Here is a 23,039-nt window from a genome sequence, read left to right on the forward strand (position 1 = left end):
ACCGCGACACCGCGCGGCCGCAACTGTCCGCTCCATGAACACGACGGGCTGGGCAATTGCCTTTGACCTTGCCCGTGGCCTGAATGAACGAACCGTCGGAGGAGCCAATGACTGCAGCAACCTCGCCATCCGTCGTTCGGGACGACGTTCCCGCCTACGACGTAGACATCTATTCCGACGCGGTGATCCGCGACCCTTACCCGCACTACTCCCGCATTCGCGAACTCGGCGCGGCGGTCTGGCTGCCGGCCAACGGCATGTGGGCGATCGGGCGGCATGCCGACGTTCGCGCATGTCTTTCAGACCACGACACGTTTCGTTCCGGCATGGGCGTAGCCGGAAACGACAGGGCCAACGGCATCGCTCCGGGCAACCTGCTCGCTTCCGATCCGCCGCTCCACGAGGAGCTTCGTCGCATCGTCGCCGCGCCGCTGAGCCTGCGCGCCCTCAACGACGTCAAGGACCGCATCACGGAGACCGCCGACGCCCTGGTCGAGCGCCTCGTGGAGCGGGGCAGCTTCGACGGAATGGCCGATCTTGCCCAGTACCTGCCCGTGTCGATCGTGTCGGAACTGGTCGGCATGCCCGAACACGGTCGGGAAAACATGCTGCGCTGGGCCAGCGCCGTGTTCGACATGCTCGGCGGCGCCAACGAACGCGCGGAGGCCGCCTTTCCCGTCATCAAGGAAATGCGCGCCTACACGGTCAACGAGGCGACGCGCGATAACGTGCGGCCGGGCGGCTGGGTGGCGATGCTCTATGACGCCGCCGACCAGGGCCTCATAAGGCCGGAACAGGTCCAGATGCTGATGCGCGATTATCTCGGACCCAGCCTCGACACGACGATCTATGCGACCGGCCACCTGCTCTATCTGCTCGGCGCGAACCCGGGCCAATGGGAACGACTGGTGCAGGAACCCAAGCTCGTTCCCAACGCGATCAACGAGGCGGTCCGGCTGGAATCGCCCATTCGCGGGTTCACCCGGACGGTCGCGGTCGACACGGTCGTCGGCGACGTCGCGATACCGGCTGGCGACCGGGTGCTGATCCTCTACGCCTCGGCGAACAGGGACGAGCGGCAATGGGATCGCCCGGAGGCGTTCGACGTAGGACGCGTCCTGATCGACCATGTCGGTTTCGGCCACGGCATCCACGCCTGCGCCGGTATGCAACTGGCCAGACTGGAAATGCGCTGCATCCTCACGGCAATGGTCGAGCGGGTCGCGCGTATCGAGGTGGGAGAGCCTGTTCTGGCGATGAACAACGTTCTGAGGGGATATGAACGGCTGCCGGTGCGATTTCTGAAGAAGGGTGGCGACCCTGCCGTCGGATGAGCGCTAGGTTTGCTCGAGGCGACACTATGCCCGCCGCTTCCTTGTCTATTGACCTGCCGCCCGCCATGTCTGCGACGCGCCAGCAGCGAGGCACACCGAGCAAAGAGCGGTCACGGGTTCTGCTTTCGAGCGACGAGGAGGCTTGCCGACTGCGGCCATATCCATGATATGGAGATCAACCAAATCACCGAAGGTGCTTAGGCGCGCTACTGGCGAACGCGTCGGTGTTTCGCCACGATCAATCTTGACCTCCGTTCGAGTGCCCACCTGCGAGCATCGTCCTTTCGCAAGAACGTTCGCTGATACAGCGGCGCTTGTGCCTAACTTGGACGCGCCAGTTGCCAGATTGGAGTTTGGTGAATGTTGCCATTTTCCATGTGCGCTCTGTGTGCACTTGGATGTAAAAGTGTGGCGTTCCGGGTCGCTTGAAGGCGTGTAATGGCGTACAGGAACCGGTGCTTACGTATCGAATTGTATAAAAATGCTGCAATACCAAAACAATAAGATAGCCGTCGCCCCGATGATGGACTGGACGGATCGGCATTGCCGGTTCTTCCATCGCCTGCTCACGCGGCGCGCTCTGCTTTATACGGAGATGGTGGTTGCCGATGCGGTGATCCACGGCGATCGCGAGCGACTGCTGGGCTTTGACGCAGCGGAGCATCCCGTTGCGCTGCAGCTCGGCGGGTCCGATCCGGCCAAGCTGGCGGAGGCGGCGCGGATCGCTGCCGGCTACGGCTATGACGAGATCAACCTCAATGTCGGCTGCCCGTCCGACCGCGTGCAATCGGGCACATTCGGCGCCTGCCTGATGCGGACCCCGGCGCTGGTGGCGGACTGCGTGGCAGCCATGAAAGGTGCCGTCTCGGTTCCGGTCACGGTCAAGTGTCGCATCGGGGTAGACGATCAGGACGTCGAAGAAGCGTTGGACAAGCTGGCCGACGGCGTCTTCGCGGCGGGGGCGGACGCGCTGTGGGTACATGCGCGAAAGGCGTGGCTGGAGGGGCTTTCACCTAAGGAAAATCGCGACATCCCGCCGCTCGACTATCCGCGCGTCTATCGCCTGAAAGAGCGTTTGCCGAATCGATTCATCGGCATAAACGGTGGAATTCAGACGCTGGACGAGGTTTCGGCCCATCTGGAGCGGGGCGTGGATGGAGCGATGCTCGGTCGCGCCGCCTACCACAATCCCGGGCTACTCACCGAGGTCGATGCGCGTTTCTACGGCGATCCGGTTTCTGCTGCGGACTGGCCGTCGATCATCGATGCGATGGCAGCGCACGCAGCCCGCCATATCGAGAGCGGTGGCAGGCTGGTGCATGTCACCCGTCACATGACGGGCCTCTTTCACGGGCTGGCCGGCGCGCGGCGTTGGCGGCAGGTGCTTTCGACCGATGCCACGCGGCCAGGGGCGGGGCCGGAGGTACTGTACCAGGCGCTGTCGCATGTTCGTCTGGACGAAGCCGCGGTGGCTGCCTGACCCGATTTACTTTGTGGTCCAAGGCGGCTAGTGGTCCGTTTCCGCACTTCGCATCGGCCTTTGGGGAGGAGCGGAAACGCAGGACTGTCAGCAACCTCAGGGTTTCGCCCGAACGTTCGAGGTTGACATTCGGTCGGTAAGACCAGCGTCAGCCGGAGATCGAATGTCCAATTCGCTTCATTCGACAGTTCATCCGCATCGAGAGAGGGAATTCTGATGGCCGGACTTGACCTGCCGATGGGCGAACTCGCCACATTCGCACTCGCCATCGCCGCATCCGGCGTTGTTTCCGGCCTGATGGCCGGCATTTTCGGTATCGGCGGCGGCGCCGTTCTGGTGCCGGTGTTCTATCAGGTCTTCGGCCTGCTCGGCGTCGACGAAGTCGTGCGCATGCACCTTTCCGTCGGTTCGTCGCTTGCCATCATCATCCCGACCTCGATCCGCTCCTTCACCGGGCACCGCGCCAAGGGCGCGGTCGACATGTCGCTGCTGAAGAGCTTCCTGATTCCCGTGCCGATCGGCGTCATCCTGGCCTCGCTTACGGCGGCCTACATCTCGAGCGGCGGCCTGCGCGTCATCTTCGCCGTCATTACGCTGCTGGTCGCCTTTCGGCTGCTCTTCAATCGCGAAAGCTGGCGTGTCGGGGCGGATATTCCGGGAAATCCGGCACGCGCCATCATCGGCGCCGTTATCGGCTATTTCTCAACGCTGATGGGCATTGGCGGTGGCGTCATGAACAACACGTTCATGACCCTTTTCGGCCGACCCATGCACCAGGCCGTTGCCACGTCTTCCGGCGTTGGCGTACTGATCGCCATTCCTGGTACGATCGGCTACATTTGGGCCGGCTGGGGCAACCCTCTGCTGCCGATCGCGTCGACCGGCTACATCAACTGGATAGCGGTGGCGCTTGTCATTCCGATTGCGCTGCTGGTCACGCCTTACGGCGTGCGGATCGCGCATGCGCTGTCGAAGCGTCAGCTTGAAGTCGGCTTTGGCCTGTTCTGCATCTTCGTGTCTGCGCGCTTCTTCTGGAGCCTGCTTTAAGCGTCAATCGCGCAGGATCAGCCTTTCGCCGCGCATGTCGAAGCCGGACAGCGTGCCGATGAAGTTCATGCCGAGCAGGCTGCGGTCGAGCCGCCCCCGTTCGGCCACCATCACCGGTACGCGGTTGCGGACAATGTCGCCGATGCGGATTTCGTCCGCCACCACGCGCGCGGCGCGCGCCTCACCATTGGCGGTCATGATAGGGATGGTGAAGGAGAGCGTGTCGGGTTCATAGCCGGCGCGGCTCGCGTCGTCGTAAGTCAGGACCGTGCTGGTCGCGCCGGTGTCAACCATTGTCATGACCGGCGTGCCGTCGATCTGTGCACGGACCTCGAAATGACCGTTGGAAAGCCTGTCCAGCATGACGGCGGCGCGTCCGTCGGCATCACTTACCGATAACGGGCTGCCGGGGACCAGCCCCGCTGTTACACGGCTGGCGATGTCCTGCAATTCGTAGCGGTACTGATACCCACCCATCAGCAGCAGGATGATCAGCAGCCAGATGGCGCCGGTACGCACGGCGTGGCTGAGGCGAATACCGGAACCGACGATACCGGCCGCGATAACCGCGCCCAGCACGCCGAGATAGAGCGTACGGGCAAATGCCTCGTCCTCGAAGCCGAACACGGTGCCGCTGTCACCCGAAGCCAGGAGCAGGATGAGCCCGACGGCCAAAACGCCGAGGACGATCCAAAGGAGCCTGTCGCCCTTCATTGCGTGGTTTCACCCTTTTCGCGGGCTAGTCTGGTCCGGCGGGTTTCGCGGCGCGGCCTGCGTTCGACGGTCTCGAGGCGGGCCGGCAGGGCAGCCATGACGGCGCGCCGCGTCTCCGGCGTCATCGTCAACCACGCCCCGATCTCCTCGCGCGTGCGCCCGCAGCCGAAGCAGTAGCCGGTCTTCATGTCGATGGAACAGACCAGGATGCAGGGAGATTCGATCGCCGTCATAAAGTTTCCTTGGCTCGTCAGTTTCCACATGGGACAGGCGCGAAAGCAATGCAAGTGTGTGTGCCCTTGCGCCTTTTGCGCCTCTTGATCTTTCCTTGCTGCAACGCCAACTAAGCATCGACCCGGTCGCTCGGAAATCCGCGCTGAAAGGCGCCGAAAGAGCTTCGGCGGTAGGCGGATGGCCCGGCGATCGCTAATATGAGATTCGCAGTCGGCCCATGTGCGGCTGCGAAATGAAAGGTTGGACAATGACCAAATCATCCCGGTCCTCTGACGCAGGCGTGTTCGCGGTTCTCCCGCTGCGTGACATTGTCGTGTTTCCCCACATGATCGTGCCCCTGTTTGTCGGGCGCGAGAAGTCGATCAGGGCGCTGGAAGACGTCATGGGGGCTGACAAGCAGATCCTGCTTGCAACCCAGATGAACGCAGCCGACGACGACCCGGCAGCCGATGCGATCTACGATGTCGGTACGCTGGCGAACGTGCTTCAGCTTCTCAAGCTGCCGGACGGCACCGTGAAGGTGCTGGTCGAGGGCACTGCGCGCGCGAAGATCAGCGCGTTTACCGATCGCGAGGATTTCCACGAGGCCAAGGCGGAAACGCTTCTGGAGCCCGAGGAAGAGGAAGTCGAGATCGAGGCGCTGGCGCGCTCGGTGGTCTCCGACTTCGAAAATTACGTCAAGCTGAACAAGAAGATTTCGCCGGAGGTGGTTGGCGCCGCCAGCCAGATCGACGACTATTCCAAGCTTGCCGACACCGTCGCCTCGCATCTTGCCGTCAAGATCGGCGAGAAGCAGGAGATGCTCGCCACCTTGTCGGTACGTGAGCGGCTCGAAAAGGCGATGGGTTTCATGGAAGCCGAGATTTCGGTGCTCCAGGTGGAAAAGCGCATCCGCTCGCGCGTCAAGCGCCAGATGGAGAAGACGCAGCGCGAGTACTACCTCAACGAGCAGATGAAGGCGATCCAGAAGGAGCTCGGCGAAGGCGAGGACGGTCGCGACGAGGCTTCCGAGCTGGAAGAGCGCATCAAGAAGACCCGCCTGTCGAAAGAGGCGCGCGAAAAGGCCGACGCCGAGCTGAAGAAGCTGCGGACAATGTCGCCGATGTCTGCCGAGGCAACGGTCGTGCGCAACTACCTCGACTGGCTGCTTTCGATACCGTGGCAGAAGCCGTCGCGGGTCAAGAAGGACCTGAGCTTCGCCGAGGAAGTGCTCGATGCCGATCACTTCGGCCTCGACAAGGTCAAGGAGCGCATCGTCGAGTATCTTGCGGTTCAAAGCCGCCAGAAGAAGCTGAAGGGGCCGATTCTCTGCCTCGTCGGCCCTCCCGGCGTCGGCAAGACCTCGCTCGCCAAGTCAATCGCCAAGGCCACGGGCCGCGAATATGTTCGCATGGCGCTGGGCGGCGTGCGCGACGAGGCCGAGATCAGGGGCCACCGGCGCACCTATATCGGCTCGATGCCCGGCAAGGTCATCCAGTCGATGAAGAAGGCCAAGAAGTCGAACCCGCTGTTCCTGCTCGACGAGATCGACAAGCTCGGACAGGATTATCGCGGCGATCCGTCTTCGGCGCTGCTCGAGGTGCTCGATCCCGAGCAGAACATGACCTTCATGGATCACTATCTTGAGGTCGAATACGATCTGTCGAGCGTGATGTTCGTGACCACTGCGAACACGCTTAACATTCCGGCCCCGCTGATGGACCGCATGGAGATCATCCGCATCGCCGGCTACACCGAGGACGAAAAGGTCGAGATCGCCAAGCGGCACCTTCTGCCCAAGGCTATCCGCGATCATGCGCTTCAGCCGAAGGAGTTCTCGATCACCGACGAAGCGCTCAGGGCGGTCATCCAGCTCTACACGCGGGAAGCCGGTGTGCGTAATCTCGAACGCGAGCTGATGAAGCTCGGCCGCAAGGCGGTGACCGAGATCCTGCGCACCAAGAAGAAGTCTGTGAAGGTGACCGAGAAGAACCTTGCCGATTATCTGGGCGTGCCACGCTTCCGCCACGGTGAGATCGACGGCGAGGACCAGGTCGGAGTGGTCACCGGACTTGCCTGGACCGAGGTCGGCGGCGAACTGCTGACGATTGAGGGTGTCATGATGCCCGGCAAGGGCAAGATGACCGTCACCGGCAACCTGCGTGACGTGATGAAGGAATCGATCTCGGCGGCGGCGTCCTATGTCCGTTCGCGGGCGGTCGATTTCGGCATCGAGCCGCCACTCTTCGACAAGCGCGACATCCACGTCCACGTGCCGGAGGGTGCTACGCCGAAGGACGGCCCGTCTGCCGGCACTGCGATGGCAACGGCGATCGTTTCGGTGCTGACGGGCATTCCGGTGCGCAAGGATGTCGCCATGACCGGCGAGATCACCTTGCGCGGCAGGGTGCTGCCCATTGGCGGCCTCAAGGAGAAGCTGCTGGCGGCCCTCCGCGGCGGCATCAAGAAGGTGCTTATCCCCGAGGAGAACGCCAAGGATCTGGCGGATATCCCGGAAAACGTGAAGAGCGGGCTCGAAATCGTGCCGGTTTCGCGCGTGGGAGAGGTACTAGGCCATGCGCTGGTGCGCATGCCTGAGCCGATCGAGTGGGTCGAGCCCGTCGAACCTGCGGCTGCAAAGACCGAAGCCGGCTCTGCTGCACTCGCTCACTAACGCTCGCGGGCGCAAAATCGATAAAAAGGCCAGGCGATTGCCTGGCCTTTTTATCTCAAACCCGCAGAAAACCGGGAAAAACCGGGGTCCGAAACGCTTTTCATACTTGGTCGGCAAGGCGGGATTTCCTACACTCCGCATCCTGCCGGTTGAGTCGAATGGCCGGCCTTTCACAGGGAAGGGAATTTTTTTAATGAACAAGAACGAACTCGTATCCGCCGTCGCGGAGTCCGCAAAGCTCTCCAAGGGCGACGCCCAGTCCGCCGTCGACGCGGTGTTTTCTGTCATCACCGGGGAACTGAAGAAGGGCGGCGACGTCCGTCTCGTTGGCTTTGGCAATTTTTCCGTTTCCAAGCGTGAGGCTTCCACCGGTCGCAACCCGCAGACCGGCGCCGAGGTGCAGATTCCGGCCCGCAACGTGCCGAAGTTCTCCGCCGGCAAGGGCCTGAAGGACGCAGTCAACTGAGACTGCCCCAAGGCTGAACTTTGAAAAGCCGGGCTTGCCCGGCTTTTCTTTTGCCCGCGCAAGGTCGTCCGCGAGGCGGGCGGCAGGCATGAAGCGCCGAGACGTCAATGCCGCGCTCGCAGCCACGTCGGGGTTACACGCCCCGAAGCCATCACCCCGCCCAAAGACGACGGTTGAGCTTATGGATGCGCTACAGGTTCAGCAGGCTTGGTAATGGTGGGCGATGACAGGCTCGAACTGCCGACATCTTCGGTGTAAACGAAGCGCTCTACCAACTGAGCTAATCGCCCTTCCGGGGCGGACGTGTAAGCGTTCGCAGCGGGTTTCGCAAGCGAAAATAGGGCGCTTTCAGCACGGCTGGCCAGTCGTGGGCGCCGCGATCCACAGGTGCTCCAAATGCTTTTGAAGATTGTCGAAAATCGGTTGCCGCTGTGCTTGACACCAATGGGAGAAGCGCTTAATTCACGCCCACGACAAACGCCGCTGACGGCGAAAGTCGCTGCGCGGGTGTAGCTCAGTCGGTTAGAGTGCCGGCCTGTCACGCCGGAGGTCGCGGGTTCGAGCCCCGTCACTCGCGCCATCTTCCCAAGAGATTTGCAGCCCATTTCCGTTTGCCGGCACATTGTGCCGGCGGGTAAGCGCGTCGCACGTGTTCCGGGCCACGATACCAGTCACTCAGACTGAATGAACACCGACGTCAGCTCGACAGGTTGCCCGACCTTTTCCGCAACAGATAGGTATCCATGATCCAGCCGTGCCGTTCACGCGCCTCGGCGCGGGTTGCCCTGATTTTTCCGGCCACCTCGGCCAGCGGTCCAGAAATGGCAATCTCGTCTTTAGAGCCGAGATAGGCTCCCCACCAGATCTCGAAGCGGTCGAGTTCGAGTTTGTCGAACGACAGGCCGCCATCCAGCATGACGAGAACGCTCTCGGCGTCATCCGGGAAGCCGTGTTCGGCCAGCCGCCGGCCGGTGGTGATGTGGACGCTGCCCGCGACCTCGTTCAGCGGGATCGCGTGGCTTGCGGCCAGCGCCTGAATGCTCGAAATGCCCGGAATGACTTCGATCCTGCAGGGCGGGTCGTCGCGCAAGCGCTCCAGGATGCGCAGCGTGCTGTCGTAGAACGCCGGGTCGCCCCACACCAGAAAGGCGGCCTTGCCGTCGACTGCCGTGTGCCGTTCCAGCAGGGTTCGGTAGGTGTCCGCGATGGCTTGATGCCACTCGTCGACAGCCTCCCGATAGGGCATGCTGCCGTCACGCGCGGGCAGGTCGAACTCGATCAATCTCGTGTCCGGATCGGTCAGGTAGCGCCGGCATATCTCCAGCCGCAGCTCCGCGAGTTCGGCCTTCTCTTCGCCCTTGCGCGGCACCAGCACGATGTCGGCGCGGTTCAGCGCGCCGATCGCCTGCATCGTCATATGCTCGGGATTGCCGGTGCCGATGCCGATGACGAGCAGGGTTCGCATGCCGTCAGCCTTGGGAGACGCCGGCTTCGGCAAAGGTGGCCATGCCGGCGTGGCAGGCCAGCGCTCCCCGCAGCACGTGGATGGCCAGGCAGGCACCGGAGGCTTCGCCGAGGCGCATGCCAAGGTCGAGCAGCGGTGCGAGCTCCAGATGCGCCAGCAGCTTTTTGTGCTGCGCCTCGGCCGAGACATGGCCGGCCAGCGCATGCGCAAGGCCGTCCTGCGAAAGCCGCGCGAGGGGCGCGGCGGCGGCCGTCGCCACGAAGCCATCGAGAAGGACGGGAATGCGGTTTAGGCGTGCGGCCAGCGTCGCACCGAAGATTGCCGCCAGTTCCCGCCCGCCGACACGCCGCAACGCCTCCAGCGGGTCGGCAAGTGCTTTGCCGTGCAGGGCGATCGCGGCATCGACCGTCTCGGCCTTGCGGGCAAGTCCCGCATCGTCAACGCCTGTGCCGCGTCCGACCCAGTCGTTGCCGGTGCCGCCGAAAAGGGCCGCTGCGAGCGCTGCGGCCGCTGTCGTGTTGCCGATCCCCATTTCGCCGACACAGATCAGCCCGGCGTCGGTCGGCACGGCCTCCATGCCGGCGCGCACGGCGGCGACGAACTCGTTGTCGCTCATCGCCGGCGCCTTGGTGAAGTCTGCCGTGGGCCTATCGATTTCCAGCGGCGTCACCTTCAGCGATGCGCCTGCCTGCTTCGCGAGTTGATTGATCGCTGCTCCGCCTGCGGCGAAGTTGGCGACCATCTGCGCGGTCACCTCCGCCGGGAAGGCCGAGACGCCGCGCGCAGTCATGCCGTGCGAGCCGGCGAAGACGAGGACGGATACCGGATCGAGAACCGGAACCGCCTGTGCGCGCCAGCGGGCCATGAAGATTGCCAGTTCCTCAAGCCGGCCAAGGCTGCCGGGGGGCTTCGTCAGCATACCTTGTCGTTCGGTCGCGGCCTGCGCTGCCTCCTCGTCACCCCCTGGCAGGCTTGCGGAAAGGGAGCGTATGGCGTCGATGCTCTCGGGAAGGGGTGTCATCAGGTCTCCGTCAGATGAGAATGGTCACTGCGGTCGCCAGTACTGCGATCTCGCAGCCTTGCTGAAGCGTGCCCAGCACGTCGCCGGTCTGGCCACCGATCTGCCTCCTCGCCAACTGTTCCAGCCCGAGCGAGAGGACAATCACAAGCAGGGCAGACACAAGCGCGAATGCAAATCCGCCCGGCAGCAGCAGCGCGAAGCCGATTGCAGCGGCGTACAGGGCGGGTTGGCTGGTGACGCGGCCGACACCGGCCGACAGCCCGTTCGGTCGGGCTGCCGGCACGCGCGCCATGAACATCGGGATCGCCGCGCGCGAAGCCGCATGCGCGCCGACGACTACGGCGATCATCGTGAACGTGCCGGATGCCGCCAGCGCAGCGAGCGCCGACCAGCGCATCAGCAGGGACAGCACCAGCGCGATCACGCCGTATGTGCCGACGCGGCTGTCCTTCATGATCTCCAGCTTGCGCTCCCTCGTCTGTCCGCCGCCGAACCCGTCCGCGACGTCGGCCAGGCCGTCCTCGTGCAGCGCGCCCGTCAGCACAGCACCTGCCGCCAGCGCTACTGCCGCCGCCAGCGTGGCCGGCAGACCTGTCGCCAGCGACAGCCACAGCGTCACGCCAATCACCAGCCCAACCACTGCTCCGGCAACCGGTGCGGCCCATTGCGCCGTGGCGAAATCGCGCTCTCCCGGATCAGGGATCGGCAGGCGGGTGTAAAAACCGACGCAGCACCCAATATCGGCCAGAAGCGCTTTCGGATCGGGCGGGGATGAGGCCATGCTCAGTTGCCCGCGATCGCGTGGAAGAAGGCACCGGTGACCAGGCCGCGCCTGCCGCCCGAGGCGCCGAGCGCGTTGCCGGCAGCATCGAACAGTTCGGCCAGCGGCTCGTCGTTGCCGGTTTCGATCACGCGCGAATAATGGAACTCGTGGCCGCGCAGCTCGGTGCCGGCTTTCGCGACCGGGGAGTCGGCGATGAGGTGGGCGCGGCGATAGCCCAGGTTGATCTTGCGCTTGGCGAAGCTGGTGACATGGCCGAGCAGGCCCGCCATTTCGTGCATCACGCCTTCGGCGTCCTCCAGTGCTGCGCCGAGAACCATGTAGCCGCCGCATTCGCCATGAACAGGGCGGTTGCGGGCGAAGGCTGCCAGTCCCCTCTTGAAACCCGCCGCAGCCGCGAGCTTGCCTGCGTGAAGCTCGGGATAGCCGCCCGGCAGCCAGCAGACATCGCAGGATAGGTCCGGTGTCTGGTCCGCCAATGGCGAAAAGGGGACGAACTCGGCGCCAGCAGAGTGCCACTGGCGCGCCAGATGCGGGTAAACGAAGCTGAAGGCCGCATCGTCGGCTATCGCGATCCGCTGGCCGGGCGGCGGAAGCGCCGGCGCGCCTATATCGCTCGCTGCGATGGGACCGGCGCATGCGATGACGGCTTCAAGGTCGATGGACTGCTCCATGACATCGGCCAGGCGTTCGATGAAGGCTTCCAGCGCTTGATGCTCACGCGCCTGCACGAGGCCCAGATGGCGCTCCGGCATGGCCATATCCGGGTTGCGCCGGATAGCGCCGACGACCGGGATGCTGCGCTCTTCGATCGCCGCTCGCGCCTGGGTCTCGTGCCGTTCGCTGGCGACCTGATTGAGCACCACACCGCCGATGTGTACTGCCGGGTCGAAGCTGGTGAAGCCATGGGCGATCGCTGCCGCTGTCTGTGACTGCCCCGACACGTCAAGCACGAGCAGCACCGGCAGCCCGAAGCGTCTTGCGAGATCGGCGGCGGAGCCGGTGCGGCCGTCGTCACCGCGTACACCATCGAAAAGGCCCATGGCGCTTTCGGCGATCAGGATGTCCGCCCCGTTGACCTGCCGCGCCAGCAGCGTCTCCAGCAGCGGCGGATCCATCGCCCAGCTATCCAGGTTTACGCCCGGCCGCCCCGTTGCTGCGGCATGGAAACCGGGGTCTATATAGTCCGGCCCCGATTTGGCGCCGGCCACGACCAACCCGCGCCGCTGCAATGCGCGCATCAGGCCAACCGCGACGCTGGTCTTGCCGGATCCGGATCGGGCCGCGCCAACGATGAGACCGCGCGCACTCATCGGCCAAGTCTTTCGCGCATGGCGACAATGTCGCCGATGATCACCAGCCCCGGTGAAGCCAGGCCGACCTGAGCCGCGCGCGCGGCGATCGTGCCGAGTTCGGCGACGACGATCCGCTCGCTGGCCGTCGTGGCGGATACGATGGCTGCTGCGGGTGTGCCCGGCGCAGTCCCGCCCTCAATCAACGCATCGGCGATGCGCGCCAGCCGGCTCATGCCCATGTAGACGACGATCGGCTGACCGGTCGCGGCCAGTGCTGCCCAGTCGAGATCGTCGTCCTCGCCCGCCAGATGGCCCGTCGCCAGTATGATCGCTGTGTTGGTGCCGCGCATCGTGGCCGGTATGGACGCGGCCGCCAGTGCACCGAAGGCCGCCGTTATGCCGGGCAGGAAGCGGAACGCCATGCCGGCCTCGGCGAGCGCCAGCGCTTCCTCGCCGCCACGGCCGAAGAGGTTCGGGTCGCCGCCCTTGAGGCGCAGCACCCGCTTGCCCGATCTGGCCAGCGAGACCAGCAGTGCGTTGATTTCGGACTGTGGCGTCGATGGCTGGCCGCCGCGCTTACCGACGAAATGCAGCTCGGCGTCTTGTGCGGCCTCCAGTATCGCCGGTTCGACGAGTGCGTCGTAGACAACCGCATCCGCGCATGAAAGCGCGTGCAGAACCTCCAGCGTCAGGCAGCCGATGCCGCCCGGGCCAGCGCCCGCGAGCCAGACGTCGCCTGGTGTGAACGTGGGCCCGGCGAAGTCGAGCCGCTCGATAGCTGCGGCGAGGCTCATAAACTCTCCCGTCCGCGGAAGCGGCGCTGGTAGGCGGCGTCATAAAGCGCGCTTTCGCGAAAACCTTCAGCGGCAAGGCCACGGCCAACGAAAACGATCGCCGTGCGGTCGATGGGGTTCTCTGCAAGCAGGGCTTCGATTGTCGCCAGCGTGCCGGTGACGACGCGTTCCTCCGGCCATGTTGCGCGCGCCACCACGGCGACCGGACAGTCAGCGCCATAGACGGGCGTCAGCTCCGCCACGATCCTGTCCAGCGCATGGACCGCCAGATGAATGGCCATCGTTGCCTGCGTGCGCCCGAACGCCGCCAGCGTCTCGCCTTCGGGCATCACGGATGCGCGGCCGGACACCCGCGTCAGAACGAGGCTCTGCGCCACCTCCGGGATCGTCAGTTCGCGGCCGAGCACGGCTGCCGCTGCTGCAAAGGCGGGAACGCCGGGCGTAAGCGTATAGGGTATGCCAAGCCGGTCGAGCCTGCGCATCTGCTCGGCCACCGCGCTCCAGATCGAAAGGTCGCCGGAATGCAGCCGCGCCACGTTGTGCCCGGCGGCATGCGCGGCGACATACTCGGCCTCGATCTCGTCGAGGGACAGCGGGGCCGTGTCGACGATGCGGGCACCTTCCGGGCAGTAGGCGAGCAGTTCGCTCGGGACCACCGAGCCCGCATAGAGGCAGACGGGGCAGGCAGCCAGCAGATCGCGCCCGCGAACGGTTATAAGGTCTGCCGCGCCCGGTCCCGCGCCGATGAAGTGAATGGTCATGGCTGGCGCTCCGTGCTGGCCAGCGCGCATGTCGCGCCGCTGGCGATCACGCGGGGGCCGAGCAGATAGGCGCCTTCGCCCGCCCCGGCGAGTGCGGCCGCCTCGGATGCCGAGCCAGTGCCGGTCGCGGCCAGCGAATGCGGAGACTTCGTAAGCGTTTCCTTACCGATGGCGGGGGAGACGATCACGTCGATACCGAGCGCCCGCGCTGCCGCACCGATTGCCGGTTCATTCTGTTTCTGCGGTAGCACCGCCAATGCCCCCAGGGCGGCCCGGCTGAGGCCATGAGCGGCGAGTGCGGCGTCGATCGCTTCAAGCACCTCGGCTTCTTTCGTGCCTTTTTTGCATCCCATGCCGGCGACGATCATGGCTTCGTCCATATCCATTGCGTCACCGGCATCGCGGGACGCCAGCCGGTCATGGTGCCGACGGGTGCCGCCCGCGAGAGCGCGATGCGGATGAGGTCGCCGCCCAGCCGCGCGTGCAGACCGGCAAGAAGGATCTCCGTCTCCACCGTCACGGCATTCGCGACCAGCCGGCCACCGGGCTTCAGCGCTTCGATGACTGCTTCCGCCACGCCATCGTCGGCACCGCCGCCGCCGATGAAGATCGCGTCCGGGACAGTGAGGCCGGCGAGGGCGATCGGCGCGGAGCCCTCGATCACCGAAAGTTCCGGCACGCCGAGGGTGTCGGCATTGAGGCGAATGCGTTGCGCGCGATCCGCGTGCTGCTCGATGGCGACTGCGCGCATGGAGGGATGTTTGAGCATCCACGTTATCGCAATCGAACCGGATCCGGCTCCGACATCCCACAGCAACTCCCCGCGGCGCGGCGCCAGGGCGGAAAGCGTCAATGCGCGGATCTCGCGTTTGGTGATCTGGCCGTGATGCTCGAAGAGGTCGTCGCCGATGCCCGCGAGTGGCAGGACCGATGCGCCGTCGTCGGCGACCACCTCGATGCCGAGCACATTGAGCGGTCCGAATTGCCGATCGCCTGTTTGGCTGGCCTCAATATCGGTTCGCTGCTCGTTCGGCCCGCCCATGGCTTCCAGTACGCAGACGCTTGAGGCGCCGAAGCCCAGCTCCGTCATCATTCGCGCAATGGCCGCCGGTGCGGCACCGTCCGAAGTCAGTGCAAGGACGCGCGTTGCGGGATGCAGCAGCGGTCGCAGGTGCTCGATCCGCCGGCCGTGCAGGGAAATGGTCGCGACGTCCTGCAGCGGCCAGCCGAGGCGTGCGGCAGCGAGGCTGAAGGCTGAAAGGGCGGGAAAGACCGTATATTCCGAAGGATGCAGGTCGCGCGCCAGCGTTGCGCCGACACCGTGGTGAAACGGGTCGCCGGAAGCCATCACACAGACCTTGTCTCCTGCCAGACCGAGCACCGCGCCGACATCGAACGGGGAGGGCCATTGCCGTTTTTCCCCGGCGATCAGCGGTGCGGCCAGTTCGATGTGCCGTGCCCCACCGAACACGAATGCAGCTTCAGCGATTGCAGTACGAGCGGCCTCGCCGAGCCCGGCTAGGCCATCCTCGCCTATGCCGACGATGCTCAGCCAGGGTTTTGCGGTTGCGCGTGCGGCGCTGTCTTCTCTAGATGGCGTCATGGCCATCCCGCATGTTCTCATCCTCGGCGGCACCAGCGAGGCACGCGTGCTTGCCCGACGCCTCGTCGCGCGGGGAGATATGCGCGTGACGCTGTCGCTCGCCGGGCGAACGGAAAATCCGCTGCAGCAGCACGGAGACGTACGCGTCGGCGGCTTTGGTGGCGCGCAGGGGTTGGCGCAGTGGCTGCGGGCAGGGCAGGTCGATTTGCTCGTCGATGCCACCCATCCGTTCGCCGCACGTATCACCGCCAATGCCGTTGAGGCGTCGCGTGCGGCCGCCGTGCCGCTCGTGCGGCTGGAGCGAGCGCCATGGGAGCCGCAGCCCGGCGACGACTGGATCGCCGCCCGGGACATCGATCACGCGGCGGCTCTGCTCGGCGAAGCGCCGCGCACGGTGTTTCTCGCCATCGGACGGCAGGAAGCCGGTCGCTTCGTTATCCGTCCGCAACACCGCTACATCGTGCGAAGCGTCGAGCCGGTGGACACGGTCGAGCGGATCGCCGGCGCGCATTACATCCTCGGCCGCGGCCCCTTTGCGGAAGCCGACGAACACGCGCTTTTGCTTGAGCACGGCATCGAGATCATCGTTGCAAAGAACAGCGGCGGCGAGGCCACCTACGGCAAGATCGCGGCTGCGCGCCAGCTTGGCCTGCCTGTCGTCATGGTCTCTAGGCCGCAGCCGCCGGTTGGGGATGCTGCGGCGACCCTGGATGAAGCTATTGTTCGCATAGGCGATCATGTCGGCCTGCCTGCCGATCGCGGCGAATAGACGAGCGGCGGCAACCCATTGCGCGCGACCGTTCTCGTTTCGGGCGAGCCGATAATCACGCAGGTCGCCATGTCGGCGAGCGCGCCCTCGGCACTCGCCAGATCGGTCAACGTCATTTTCTCGTCAGCCCTGCCGGCTGCGCGACCGAAGACAACCGGCACGGTCTCGGGCAACTCTTCTCGCAGGATCGTGAACGCCCTGTCGAGCTGCCAAGGTCTTGCGCGGCTGACCGGATTGTAGATCGCGATCACGAAGCCGGCTGAAGCAGCCGCGCGCAGGCGCTGTTCAATCGTTTCCCAGGGCTTGAGGTTGTCGGACAGCGACAGCGCGCAGAAATCATGGCCGAGCGGTGCGCCGACACTGGCAGCCACGGCAAGCATCGCGGTCACGCCCGGCACGATCGAAATTTCCAGTTCCCGCCAGGCTTCTGGCCCTGCCTCGATGGCCTCGCACACGGCTGCTGCCATGGCGAAGACGCCGGCATCGCCGCCGGAAACCACGGCTACTTGGCGGCCGCTTGCCGCCAGTTCGAGTGCCGCCGAAGCACGCGCAATTTCTTCCCGGTTGTCGGAGCGGTGTGCAGTCTGGCCCGGCAGCAGCGCGATGCGGTCGAGATAGGGACCGTAGCCGAACAGGTCGCTGGATGCTTCGATCGCCGCGTGAGCTTCGGGCGTGAGCTGGCGCGGACTGCCCGGCCCAAGCCCTACCACGGTCAGCCGGCCTGTGGTCGTTTGCTCATTCATCGTCGCCCGCTCCATCCCGGCACGAGCACGATGGAAAAGTAGGGAGCCGCATCGTCCGGCCGTTCGGACAGCCGGGCAAACGTCATTTCCGCCATCGTGGCGCGCTCGACATAGATTGCCTCGTCGAGCCGTCCGGCGATGTCGAGCGCGCGACGGATACGCGGCAGGTTGCGCCCGACCTTCATGATGACGCACGCCTCGGAAGCCGAAAGGCGCCGTGCGAGCTCATCGTCAGGCAGGGTGCCGGGCAGCACGCATAGGACGTCGTCGCCCTGGGCGATGGGCGCGCCAACCGCCGACCAGGCGCCGGACATGGCCGTGACGCCCGGAATCACCTCGGTCGGAAAACGGTTCGCAAGGCGCACGTGGAGGTGCATGTAGGAGCCGTAGAAAAGAGGATCGCCCTCGCTCAGCACGGCGACGCTGCGGCCGGCTTCCAGATGTGCGGCAACCGAGGCTGCGGCTTCCTCGTAGAACGTGCCGATCGCCGAGCCGTAAGCGTCGTCACTGCGCGCGATTTCGGTGGTGACGGGATAGAGCAGCGGCAGTTCCACCACGCCCAGTCGCAAGTGCCCCGCCACGATGCGGCGCGCATTGCTGGAATTGCCGCGCTTGGCGAAATGGGCGATCACGTCGGCCTCCGCCAGTGCGCGCACCGCCTTCAAGGTTAGCAGTTCCGGGTCGCCCGGACCGGTCCCGACGCCGATGAGTCTTCCCGTCACAGTCCCGGCCTCGCGAGTGCGTTGATCGCAGCGGCCGTCATCGCGCTGCCGCCCAGCCGTCCGCGCACGATGGCAAACGGCACGCCGTGGCTGCCTTCGGCCAGTGCGTCCTTGGATTCGGCAGCACCGACGAAGCCGACCGGCATGCCGATGATCGCAGCGGGTTTCGGCGCGCCGGCCGACAGCATGTCGAGTAGATGAAACAGTGCCGTCGGCGCGTTACCGATGGCGACGACCGCTCCGGCAAGGTGATCGCGCCAGAGTTCAAGTGCGGCGGCAGAGCGCGTATTGCCCATGCTTGCGGCAAGCTCGGCGGTGCGCGGATCGCGCAGCGTACAGATCACGGCATTGTCGGCCGGCAGGCGGGCACGGGTGACGCCATGGGCCACCATTTCGGCGTCGCACAGGATCGGCGCGCCGCCCGTCAGGGCTTTGCGCCCGTCAGACACGAAATCCGGCGAGAAATGAAAGGCTTCGGCTGCCTCAACCAGCCCGCAGGCATGGATCATGCGAACCGCGATATCCGATTCCGCGACGCTGAAACGCGACAGGTCGGCTTCTGCGCGGATGATGGCGAAGGATTTTTCGTAGATCGCCGTTCCATCGCGTATGTAGTCGTTCGCTGCCGTCATGCACTCCGTCTCCGCGCCGCAGCGCCATGGCTTTCGGCGATGCGCTTAAGCCGCGCGCGCATTGCGTCGTCCTTCGTTTCAATTTCGTAGCCTTGCGCCCCGCCGATCAGGGTCGCGGCCGCCCGTCGCGGGTTGGCGCACTGCTTGGCACAGCCGGAAAGATGAACGATCCCGCTTCCATCCGGTATCTCCATTGCCAGGGCAGCGGCGATCGCCTTGGTAGCCAGATGAGCGGAGGCACACGCTGGCGCCCCGGCGCAGGTCACGATGCGCAGCCTGGGATCGCTCGCTTCGGTCACGAGACCAAGCCGGGTGGCGGTCTCGACCAGCGTGCGTTCTTCGGCCTCTGACATGTTCAGCACCAGCAGTCCACGGCCGGGCGCAAGCCGGAAGACCGTTTCCGATTCCGCCGCTTGTGCAAGGGTTCCGAGGCTGCTCGCATCGATCTGGCCGAAAGCCAGCGCGATGCCGCGTGCCATCCTGCCGTCGCGCAACGGAAAGCGCCCGACCGGCAGCGTCGCTTGCGCCGAGGCTCTTTGCGGGGCGGGTTTCAGGCTGGCGGAAACCGCGCTGATCGCGGCGTCGTCCAGGTCGCGACCGCGCGCGCCGGGGCCGCGTTGGGATAGATGGTCGAGCACGAAGATCGCCGCATCGACAGCCGCGTCCGGCCCACCGGTGCCGGCCACCGTGCGGCCTGCTTCCACTAGCCACTCGCGTGCCGAGATGGCGCGGAGCCGCACATCCGCAACAAGTTCATCGAGAGGCAGGGCGCCGCCGCCATCGATCACCACCGACAGCTTGGGCGCGAGCCGGTCGGCAAGCGGCAGTGCCCGTTTTCGGATCGCTTCGGCGAGCGGGCGGGGGTCTGCAATCTCCGCGGTGTCGAGTCCGGCCAAGGCTCCCGTCCGCACCTCTATGCCTGGGTGAACCGCGATGCCCAACTCCGCAACCGCATCTGCAAGGACACCCGCCGAAGCGCGCGTCAGTCCCCTGATCTGCAGGTTGCCGCGAGCGGAGATTTCAAGCTGGCCGTTTCCGAACGCTTGGGCTGCATCCGCCACACCGGCAAGCTGGTCTCCTGTCAGCGCGCCGTCGGCGGGGTTGAGCCGTGCAAGCAGTCCGTCGCCCGTCTGCATGGGCGCGGAAAGGGAAGGGCAGGCACCCCGGTGCAGGTCGGTGCTCATGCGGCCTGCTCCAGCGCCTGCGCCTCGGCGATGAGCGCGGCCAGATCCTCGTCGACCGAATTGCGCAGCGGATGCCAGAGTCCGCGCCGGCGTGCCGTCGCGAACCGCTCGGCGATGGCGCGCGCGGCTGCCGGGTTCTGGTCGAGCAGGAAGGCGCGCACCGCAGGGTCGCCGAGATAGGCGTCGTGCACATCTTCCAGCAGGTTGCTGGGGATCGCTTCCGTCGTTTCGGCAAAACCCACCAGACGATCCACAGTCTCGGCAAATTCCGCGCCGCCGCGCGGGCCGTGGCGCATCTGGCCAGAGATGAAGCGCGGATTGAGCGCGCGGGCGCGGACGGTACGCGTCACGGCGGAAACGACGGAGCGGGCGCGTGGCCGCACCGGATCGGTGACGTCGAGCATGACGATGTCGGCCTTGCCGCCGAGTGCGGCGACTGCCGCCGCGAAGCCGCCGACAAAGGCGACGTCCGCAGACCCTTCGAGTATGTCACGTCCGGGGTCGTCGCTGACATGCACGAGCAGGTCGGCGCCCGCGATACGGTCCGCGAACGCACCGGGCGCGGCCAAGCCCTCGCCATCCGCGCCGCCATAGGCATGGCTGGCGGCGTCGAGGTAGGCGCGGCCAAGTTCCGCCCGCTCGTCCCATGCGCCGCTTGCGAGCTTCTCCTCGATGCCGGAGCCATAGGTACCGGGTGCGGACCCAAAGATTCGAACGGGCCGCGCATCACCAGAGCGGCGGCCAGCGGCCAGCGGGTTCTCCGAAGCGGCCTCGTCGCGCGCCGCGACGGCCGCGACCGCTGCGTCGATCAATGCGATCTGGGTCGGGAACATGTCGCGGAACAGGCCGGAAATACGCCAGGTCAAGTCGACGCGCGGGCGCCCGATAGCGGCAGGCGGCAGCACCTCGATGCCGGTGACGCGCCCGGTCGCATGGTCCCATTGCGGGCGGCAGCCCATCAGCGCCAGCCCCTGCGCGATTTCCTCGCCGCCGGTACGCAGGGAGGCCGAGCCCCACAGATCGATCACCATCGCGCGCGGATAGTCGCCATGGTCCTGCATGTAGCCGCGCACGACCTCTTTTGCCGCTGCCTCGCCGAGCGCGGCGGCGGTCGGCGTCGGCAGCGTGCGCGGATCGGCCGTGAACAGGTTGCGGCCGGTGGGGAAGACATCGGTGCGGCCGCGCGCCGGCGCACCGGAGGGGCCGGCGGCAATGCGTCGGCCGTCGAGTGCGGCGAACAACGCTTTTCGCTCCGCTTCGGCGCTGGCCTTGCGCACCGTGTCGACTTCCCCGTCCGGGCTGCGGCCATAGATGTGCAATCCGTCCTTGACCGCGAAGTCCTTGAGGTCGCAGAGCCACGCATCGATCTGCAGCAATGCCTCGTCGGGATTGTCGGTGGAAACCCCAGCATCGCGGGCAAGGCCGGTTTCGGCTGCGGTTTCCACGATGAGCTTGGCCAGCCGGTCGCGCCGCCGCCGGTCGAGCCCGTCGGCCTGTGCGTACTCGTCGACCAGCCGCTCAAGCATCTGCTGCTCTTGTGTCAGTCCCGCGCCGACCAGCGCAGGAGTCAGGTGCCCGAGCGTGACTGCCGCGATGCGCCGCTTGGCCTGTGCGGCCTCGCCGGGATTGCTGACGATAAAGGGGTAGATGACCGGCAGCGCGCCGGCAACGATCTCGGGGAAGCAGCCGTTCGACAGCGCGACCGTCTTGCCCGGCAACCACTCGAGCGTGCCATGCGCACCCACATGCACCAATGCGTGGCTGCCAAGCGCTTCGCGCAGCCAGACGCCGAATGCAAGGAGGGCATGGCGTGGCGGAAGAGCCGGATCGTGATAATCGACGCGCCTGTCGGCGGAGCGGCCGCGATCAGGTGCAAGCGCGACGGTGACATTGCCGAACCGGGCTGCGCGGAAGCCGAACATGCCGTTCGGCGCATCGTGTTCGGGATCACCCCATGTTTCCTGTAGCGCCTGCGCGGATTCGGAAGGCAGGCTCGCAAGTGCGCCCCGATAGACATCAAGCGCAAGTGCATCGCTTTCGCGCTTAAGCAGCCGCATCAGCTCGCGCGCTGAAGCGGGAATCTTCTCAACCGCATAGCCGGCGTTCTTCAGGTTGTGCAGCATCTCCAGCACGCTTTGCGGCACATCGAGGCCGACGGCATAACCTGTACGGCCGGCCGCCGCCGGGTAGTCGGGAACGAGGATCGCCACACGGCGCTCGGCGGGCGGGGTCCGTTGCAGCGTGACGAATGCCTCGATGCGGGCGGCCACCTGCGCGACCCGGTCAAGCTCCGGCCGGTTGACCGTGGGTCTCAACGCCAGTTGGGCGTCTGGTTCGGCCGCCTGCTTGAAGGAGATTGCGCCGGCCATAAGCCGCCCGTCGAGTTCCGGCAGGACCACATGCATCGCAAGGTCTGGCGGCGCCAGACCGCGCTGGCCTTCCGCCCAGGCATCCCGCCTCGTCGTGGCAATCGCTACCTGAAACACCGGAAGGCCGATCTCGTCGAAGATGTTCTGCTCGCCGGGTTCGGCACCGGTGGCGAAAGCCGTCGCGGTGACCAGTAGCGACGGGGCGAAACGCTTCACCGCGTCCTTGAGCAGAGCCCGCGCCGCGTCGTCGCGTAGGCTCGCAACGAAAATGGGCAGAGCACAGATACCGCGCCCCGCAAGCGCATTCGCCAGCGCAACGATGGGCGCGACGTCGTCCGCCAGCAGCATCGATCGATAGAACAGCAGCGGCACGACGGGCCTGCCATCCGGAACGACCTGCTCGGGCGTAACGACACCGTCGCCCGGCAGATAATAGCCAGCCTTCGCGATGGGTGCCGCCGTCGCCGCCTCGACAGCGTGGCCGGCCAGCCGCGCCATATGGCGCAGCGCCGATGCGAGATTGTCCGACCCTCCCTCGCGGAAACAGGCCAGCAGGGCGTCATACTCGACGTCGGAAATAGTCGAGAGCCCGGCCAGCCGCTCGTCGCGCTCGCGGCATTCGCCCGGCAGCAGCGCAAGTGCGATGCCGTTTCGCCGCGCGGTTTCCGCCACCCTGTCGCAGCCGTAGCGCCAGTAGTCGTGGCCGCCGAGCAGGCGCACCACCACCACCTTCGCCTTCCCGCCGGCGCCATCGAGCCACAGGTCGACGGACATCGGATGCCGCAAGTCGCGCAAGGCCGCCAGCCGCAGCGAGGGCAACGCGCCGTCGGCGGCCTTCCAAGCCCGTGAAAGTGCAGCAAGGTCGCTGTCGGAGAAGGACAGCGCGATCATCTCCGCCGGCTGCATGGCCAGATCGACGGGATCGATCAGGTCGTCCAGAGAGGCCGAAGATGTCGCGAGGATGTGCATGGT

The 23,039-nt window shown here is 65.8% G+C and carries 21 protein-coding genes and 2 tRNA genes; 7 read left to right on the top strand and 16 right to left on the bottom strand.

The window, feature by feature from the left end; all coding sequences use genetic code 11:
• The first annotated feature begins 107 nt into the window (after window positions 1–107).
• The 3 genes from V1479_RS20270 to V1479_RS20280 all read left to right on the top strand — a co-directional run bounded on the left by V1479_RS20270 (window position 108) and on the right by V1479_RS20280 (window position 3,861).
• Window positions 108–1,334, top strand: a complete 1,227-nt coding sequence (locus V1479_RS20270) for a cytochrome P450 (protein WP_368804533.1) — start codon at window positions 108–110, stop codon at window positions 1,332–1,334.
• 481 nt (window positions 1,335–1,815) lie between these two features.
• Window positions 1,816–2,814 (top strand): tRNA dihydrouridine(20/20a) synthase DusA, encoded by a 999-nt coding sequence (gene dusA, locus V1479_RS20275; protein ID WP_368804534.1) that lies wholly within the window; start codon window positions 1,816–1,818, stop codon window positions 2,812–2,814.
• Window positions 2,815–3,030: 216 nt separating this feature from the next.
• Entirely contained in the window at window positions 3,031–3,861 is an 831-nt protein-coding gene (locus V1479_RS20280; protein ID WP_368804535.1) for a sulfite exporter TauE/SafE family protein, read from the top strand.
• Window positions 3,862–3,864: 3 nt separating this feature from the next.
• On the opposite strand, the gene V1479_RS20285 is transcribed toward V1479_RS20280, so the two are convergent.
• Window positions 3,865–4,575 carry a TIGR02281 family clan AA aspartic protease gene (locus V1479_RS20285; RefSeq protein WP_368804536.1) on the bottom strand — a complete coding sequence of 237 codons (711 nt, stop codon included), beginning with the start codon at window positions 4,573–4,575 and terminating at the stop codon, window positions 3,865–3,867.
• The gene (locus V1479_RS20290) at window positions 4,572–4,808 is read right to left on the bottom strand and encodes a DUF1289 domain-containing protein (RefSeq protein ID WP_368804537.1); all 237 of its coding nucleotides are present in this window, start codon (window positions 4,806–4,808) and stop codon (window positions 4,572–4,574) included. Before V1479_RS20290 ends, V1479_RS20285 begins: the two co-directional genes overlap by 4 nt.
• Window positions 4,809–5,056: 248 nt before the next feature.
• Here V1479_RS20290 and lon point away from each other — a divergent pair, with 248 nt between their 5' ends.
• Both lon and hupB read left to right on the top strand, forming a co-directional pair.
• Window positions 5,057–7,462: an endopeptidase La gene (gene lon, locus V1479_RS20295; RefSeq protein ID WP_368804538.1), complete on the top strand. Its 2,406-nt coding sequence runs from the start codon at window positions 5,057–5,059 to the stop codon at window positions 7,460–7,462.
• Between the two features lie 193 nt (window positions 7,463–7,655).
• Window positions 7,656–7,928 (top strand): DNA-binding protein HupB, encoded by a 273-nt coding sequence (gene hupB / locus V1479_RS20300; RefSeq protein ID WP_368804539.1) that lies wholly within the window; start codon window positions 7,656–7,658, stop codon window positions 7,926–7,928.
• Window positions 7,929–8,142: 214 nt separating this feature from the next.
• Here the strand turns inward: hupB and V1479_RS20305 are convergent.
• Window positions 8,143–8,218, bottom strand: a tRNA-Val gene (locus V1479_RS20305).
• Between the two features lie 213 nt (window positions 8,219–8,431).
• Here V1479_RS20305 and V1479_RS20310 point away from each other — a divergent pair.
• Window positions 8,432–8,508, top strand: a tRNA-Asp gene (locus V1479_RS20310).
• Between the two features lie 117 nt (window positions 8,509–8,625).
• Here V1479_RS20310 and cobF read toward each other — a convergent pair.
• The 8 genes from cobF to cbiE are packed head-to-tail and all read right to left on the bottom strand — an operon-like array spanning window position 8,626 to window position 15,648.
• On the bottom strand, window positions 8,626–9,393 hold the full coding sequence (cobF, locus tag V1479_RS20315; protein WP_368804540.1) for a precorrin-6A synthase (deacetylating): 768 nt from the start codon (window positions 9,391–9,393) through the stop codon (window positions 8,626–8,628).
• Window positions 9,394–9,397: 4 nt separating this feature from the next.
• The gene (cobT, locus tag V1479_RS20320) at window positions 9,398–10,414 is read right to left on the bottom strand and encodes a nicotinate-nucleotide--dimethylbenzimidazole phosphoribosyltransferase (RefSeq protein ID WP_368804541.1); all 1,017 of its coding nucleotides are present in this window, start codon (window positions 10,412–10,414) and stop codon (window positions 9,398–9,400) included.
• A gap of 10 nt (window positions 10,415–10,424) precedes the next feature.
• On the bottom strand, window positions 10,425–11,195 hold the full coding sequence (gene cobS / locus V1479_RS20325) for an adenosylcobinamide-GDP ribazoletransferase (protein ID WP_368804542.1): 771 nt from the start codon (window positions 11,193–11,195) through the stop codon (window positions 10,425–10,427).
• Window positions 11,196–11,197: 2 nt separating this feature from the next.
• Window positions 11,198–12,508, bottom strand: coding sequence for a cobyrinic acid a,c-diamide synthase CobB (locus V1479_RS20330; protein WP_368804543.1), 1,311 nt, complete (start codon window positions 12,506–12,508; stop codon window positions 11,198–11,200).
• Window positions 12,505–13,284, bottom strand: a complete 780-nt coding sequence (gene cobA / locus V1479_RS20335; RefSeq protein ID WP_368804544.1) for a uroporphyrinogen-III C-methyltransferase — start codon at window positions 13,282–13,284, stop codon at window positions 12,505–12,507. The genes V1479_RS20330 and cobA overlap by 4 nt, the downstream gene beginning before the upstream one ends.
• Window positions 13,281–14,045, bottom strand: coding sequence for a precorrin-4 C(11)-methyltransferase (gene cobM / locus V1479_RS20340; protein ID WP_368804545.1), 765 nt, complete (start codon window positions 14,043–14,045; stop codon window positions 13,281–13,283). The genes cobA and cobM overlap by 4 nt, the downstream gene beginning before the upstream one ends.
• Entirely contained in the window at window positions 14,042–14,431 is a 390-nt protein-coding gene (locus V1479_RS20345) for a cobalamin biosynthesis protein (protein WP_368804546.1), read from the bottom strand. Before V1479_RS20345 ends, cobM begins: the two co-directional genes overlap by 4 nt.
• A complete protein-coding gene (cbiE, locus tag V1479_RS20350; RefSeq protein WP_368804547.1) occupies window positions 14,410–15,648 on the bottom strand; it encodes a precorrin-6y C5,15-methyltransferase (decarboxylating) subunit CbiE in 1,239 nt (412 codons plus the stop codon). The genes V1479_RS20345 and cbiE overlap by 22 nt, the downstream gene beginning before the upstream one ends.
• Between cbiE and V1479_RS20355 the strand changes: the two genes are divergently transcribed.
• Window positions 15,647–16,417 (top strand): cobalt-precorrin-6A reductase, encoded by a 771-nt coding sequence (locus tag V1479_RS20355; RefSeq protein ID WP_368804548.1) that lies wholly within the window; start codon window positions 15,647–15,649, stop codon window positions 16,415–16,417. The genes cbiE and V1479_RS20355 overlap by 2 nt on opposite strands.
• On the opposite strand, the gene V1479_RS20360 is transcribed toward V1479_RS20355, so the two are convergent.
• From V1479_RS20360 to cobN, 5 genes are read right to left on the bottom strand one after another with little or no spacing between them, the layout of a single operon-like run.
• Window positions 16,384–17,160, bottom strand: a complete 777-nt coding sequence (locus tag V1479_RS20360; RefSeq protein ID WP_368804549.1) for a precorrin-3B C(17)-methyltransferase — start codon at window positions 17,158–17,160, stop codon at window positions 16,384–16,386. The genes V1479_RS20355 and V1479_RS20360 overlap by 34 nt on opposite strands.
• On the bottom strand, window positions 17,157–17,882 hold the full coding sequence (locus V1479_RS20365) for a precorrin-2 C(20)-methyltransferase (protein ID WP_368804550.1): 726 nt from the start codon (window positions 17,880–17,882) through the stop codon (window positions 17,157–17,159). Before V1479_RS20365 ends, V1479_RS20360 begins: the two co-directional genes overlap by 4 nt.
• A complete protein-coding gene (locus V1479_RS20370; RefSeq protein ID WP_368804551.1) occupies window positions 17,879–18,514 on the bottom strand; it encodes a precorrin-8X methylmutase in 636 nt (211 codons plus the stop codon). Before V1479_RS20370 ends, V1479_RS20365 begins: the two co-directional genes overlap by 4 nt.
• Window positions 18,511–19,698, bottom strand: coding sequence for a precorrin-3B synthase (cobG, locus tag V1479_RS20375; protein WP_368804552.1), 1,188 nt, complete (start codon window positions 19,696–19,698; stop codon window positions 18,511–18,513). The genes V1479_RS20370 and cobG overlap by 4 nt, the downstream gene beginning before the upstream one ends.
• The gene (cobN, locus tag V1479_RS20380; RefSeq protein ID WP_368804553.1) at window positions 19,695–23,036 is read right to left on the bottom strand and encodes a cobaltochelatase subunit CobN; all 3,342 of its coding nucleotides are present in this window, start codon (window positions 23,034–23,036) and stop codon (window positions 19,695–19,697) included. The genes cobG and cobN overlap by 4 nt, the downstream gene beginning before the upstream one ends.
• Between the last annotated feature and the right edge of the window lie 3 nt (window positions 23,037–23,039).

The sequence above is a fragment of the Neoaquamicrobium sediminum genome (assembly GCF_040970315.1).
Classification (GTDB): Bacteria; Pseudomonadota; Alphaproteobacteria; order Rhizobiales; family Rhizobiaceae; genus Aerobium; species Aerobium sediminum.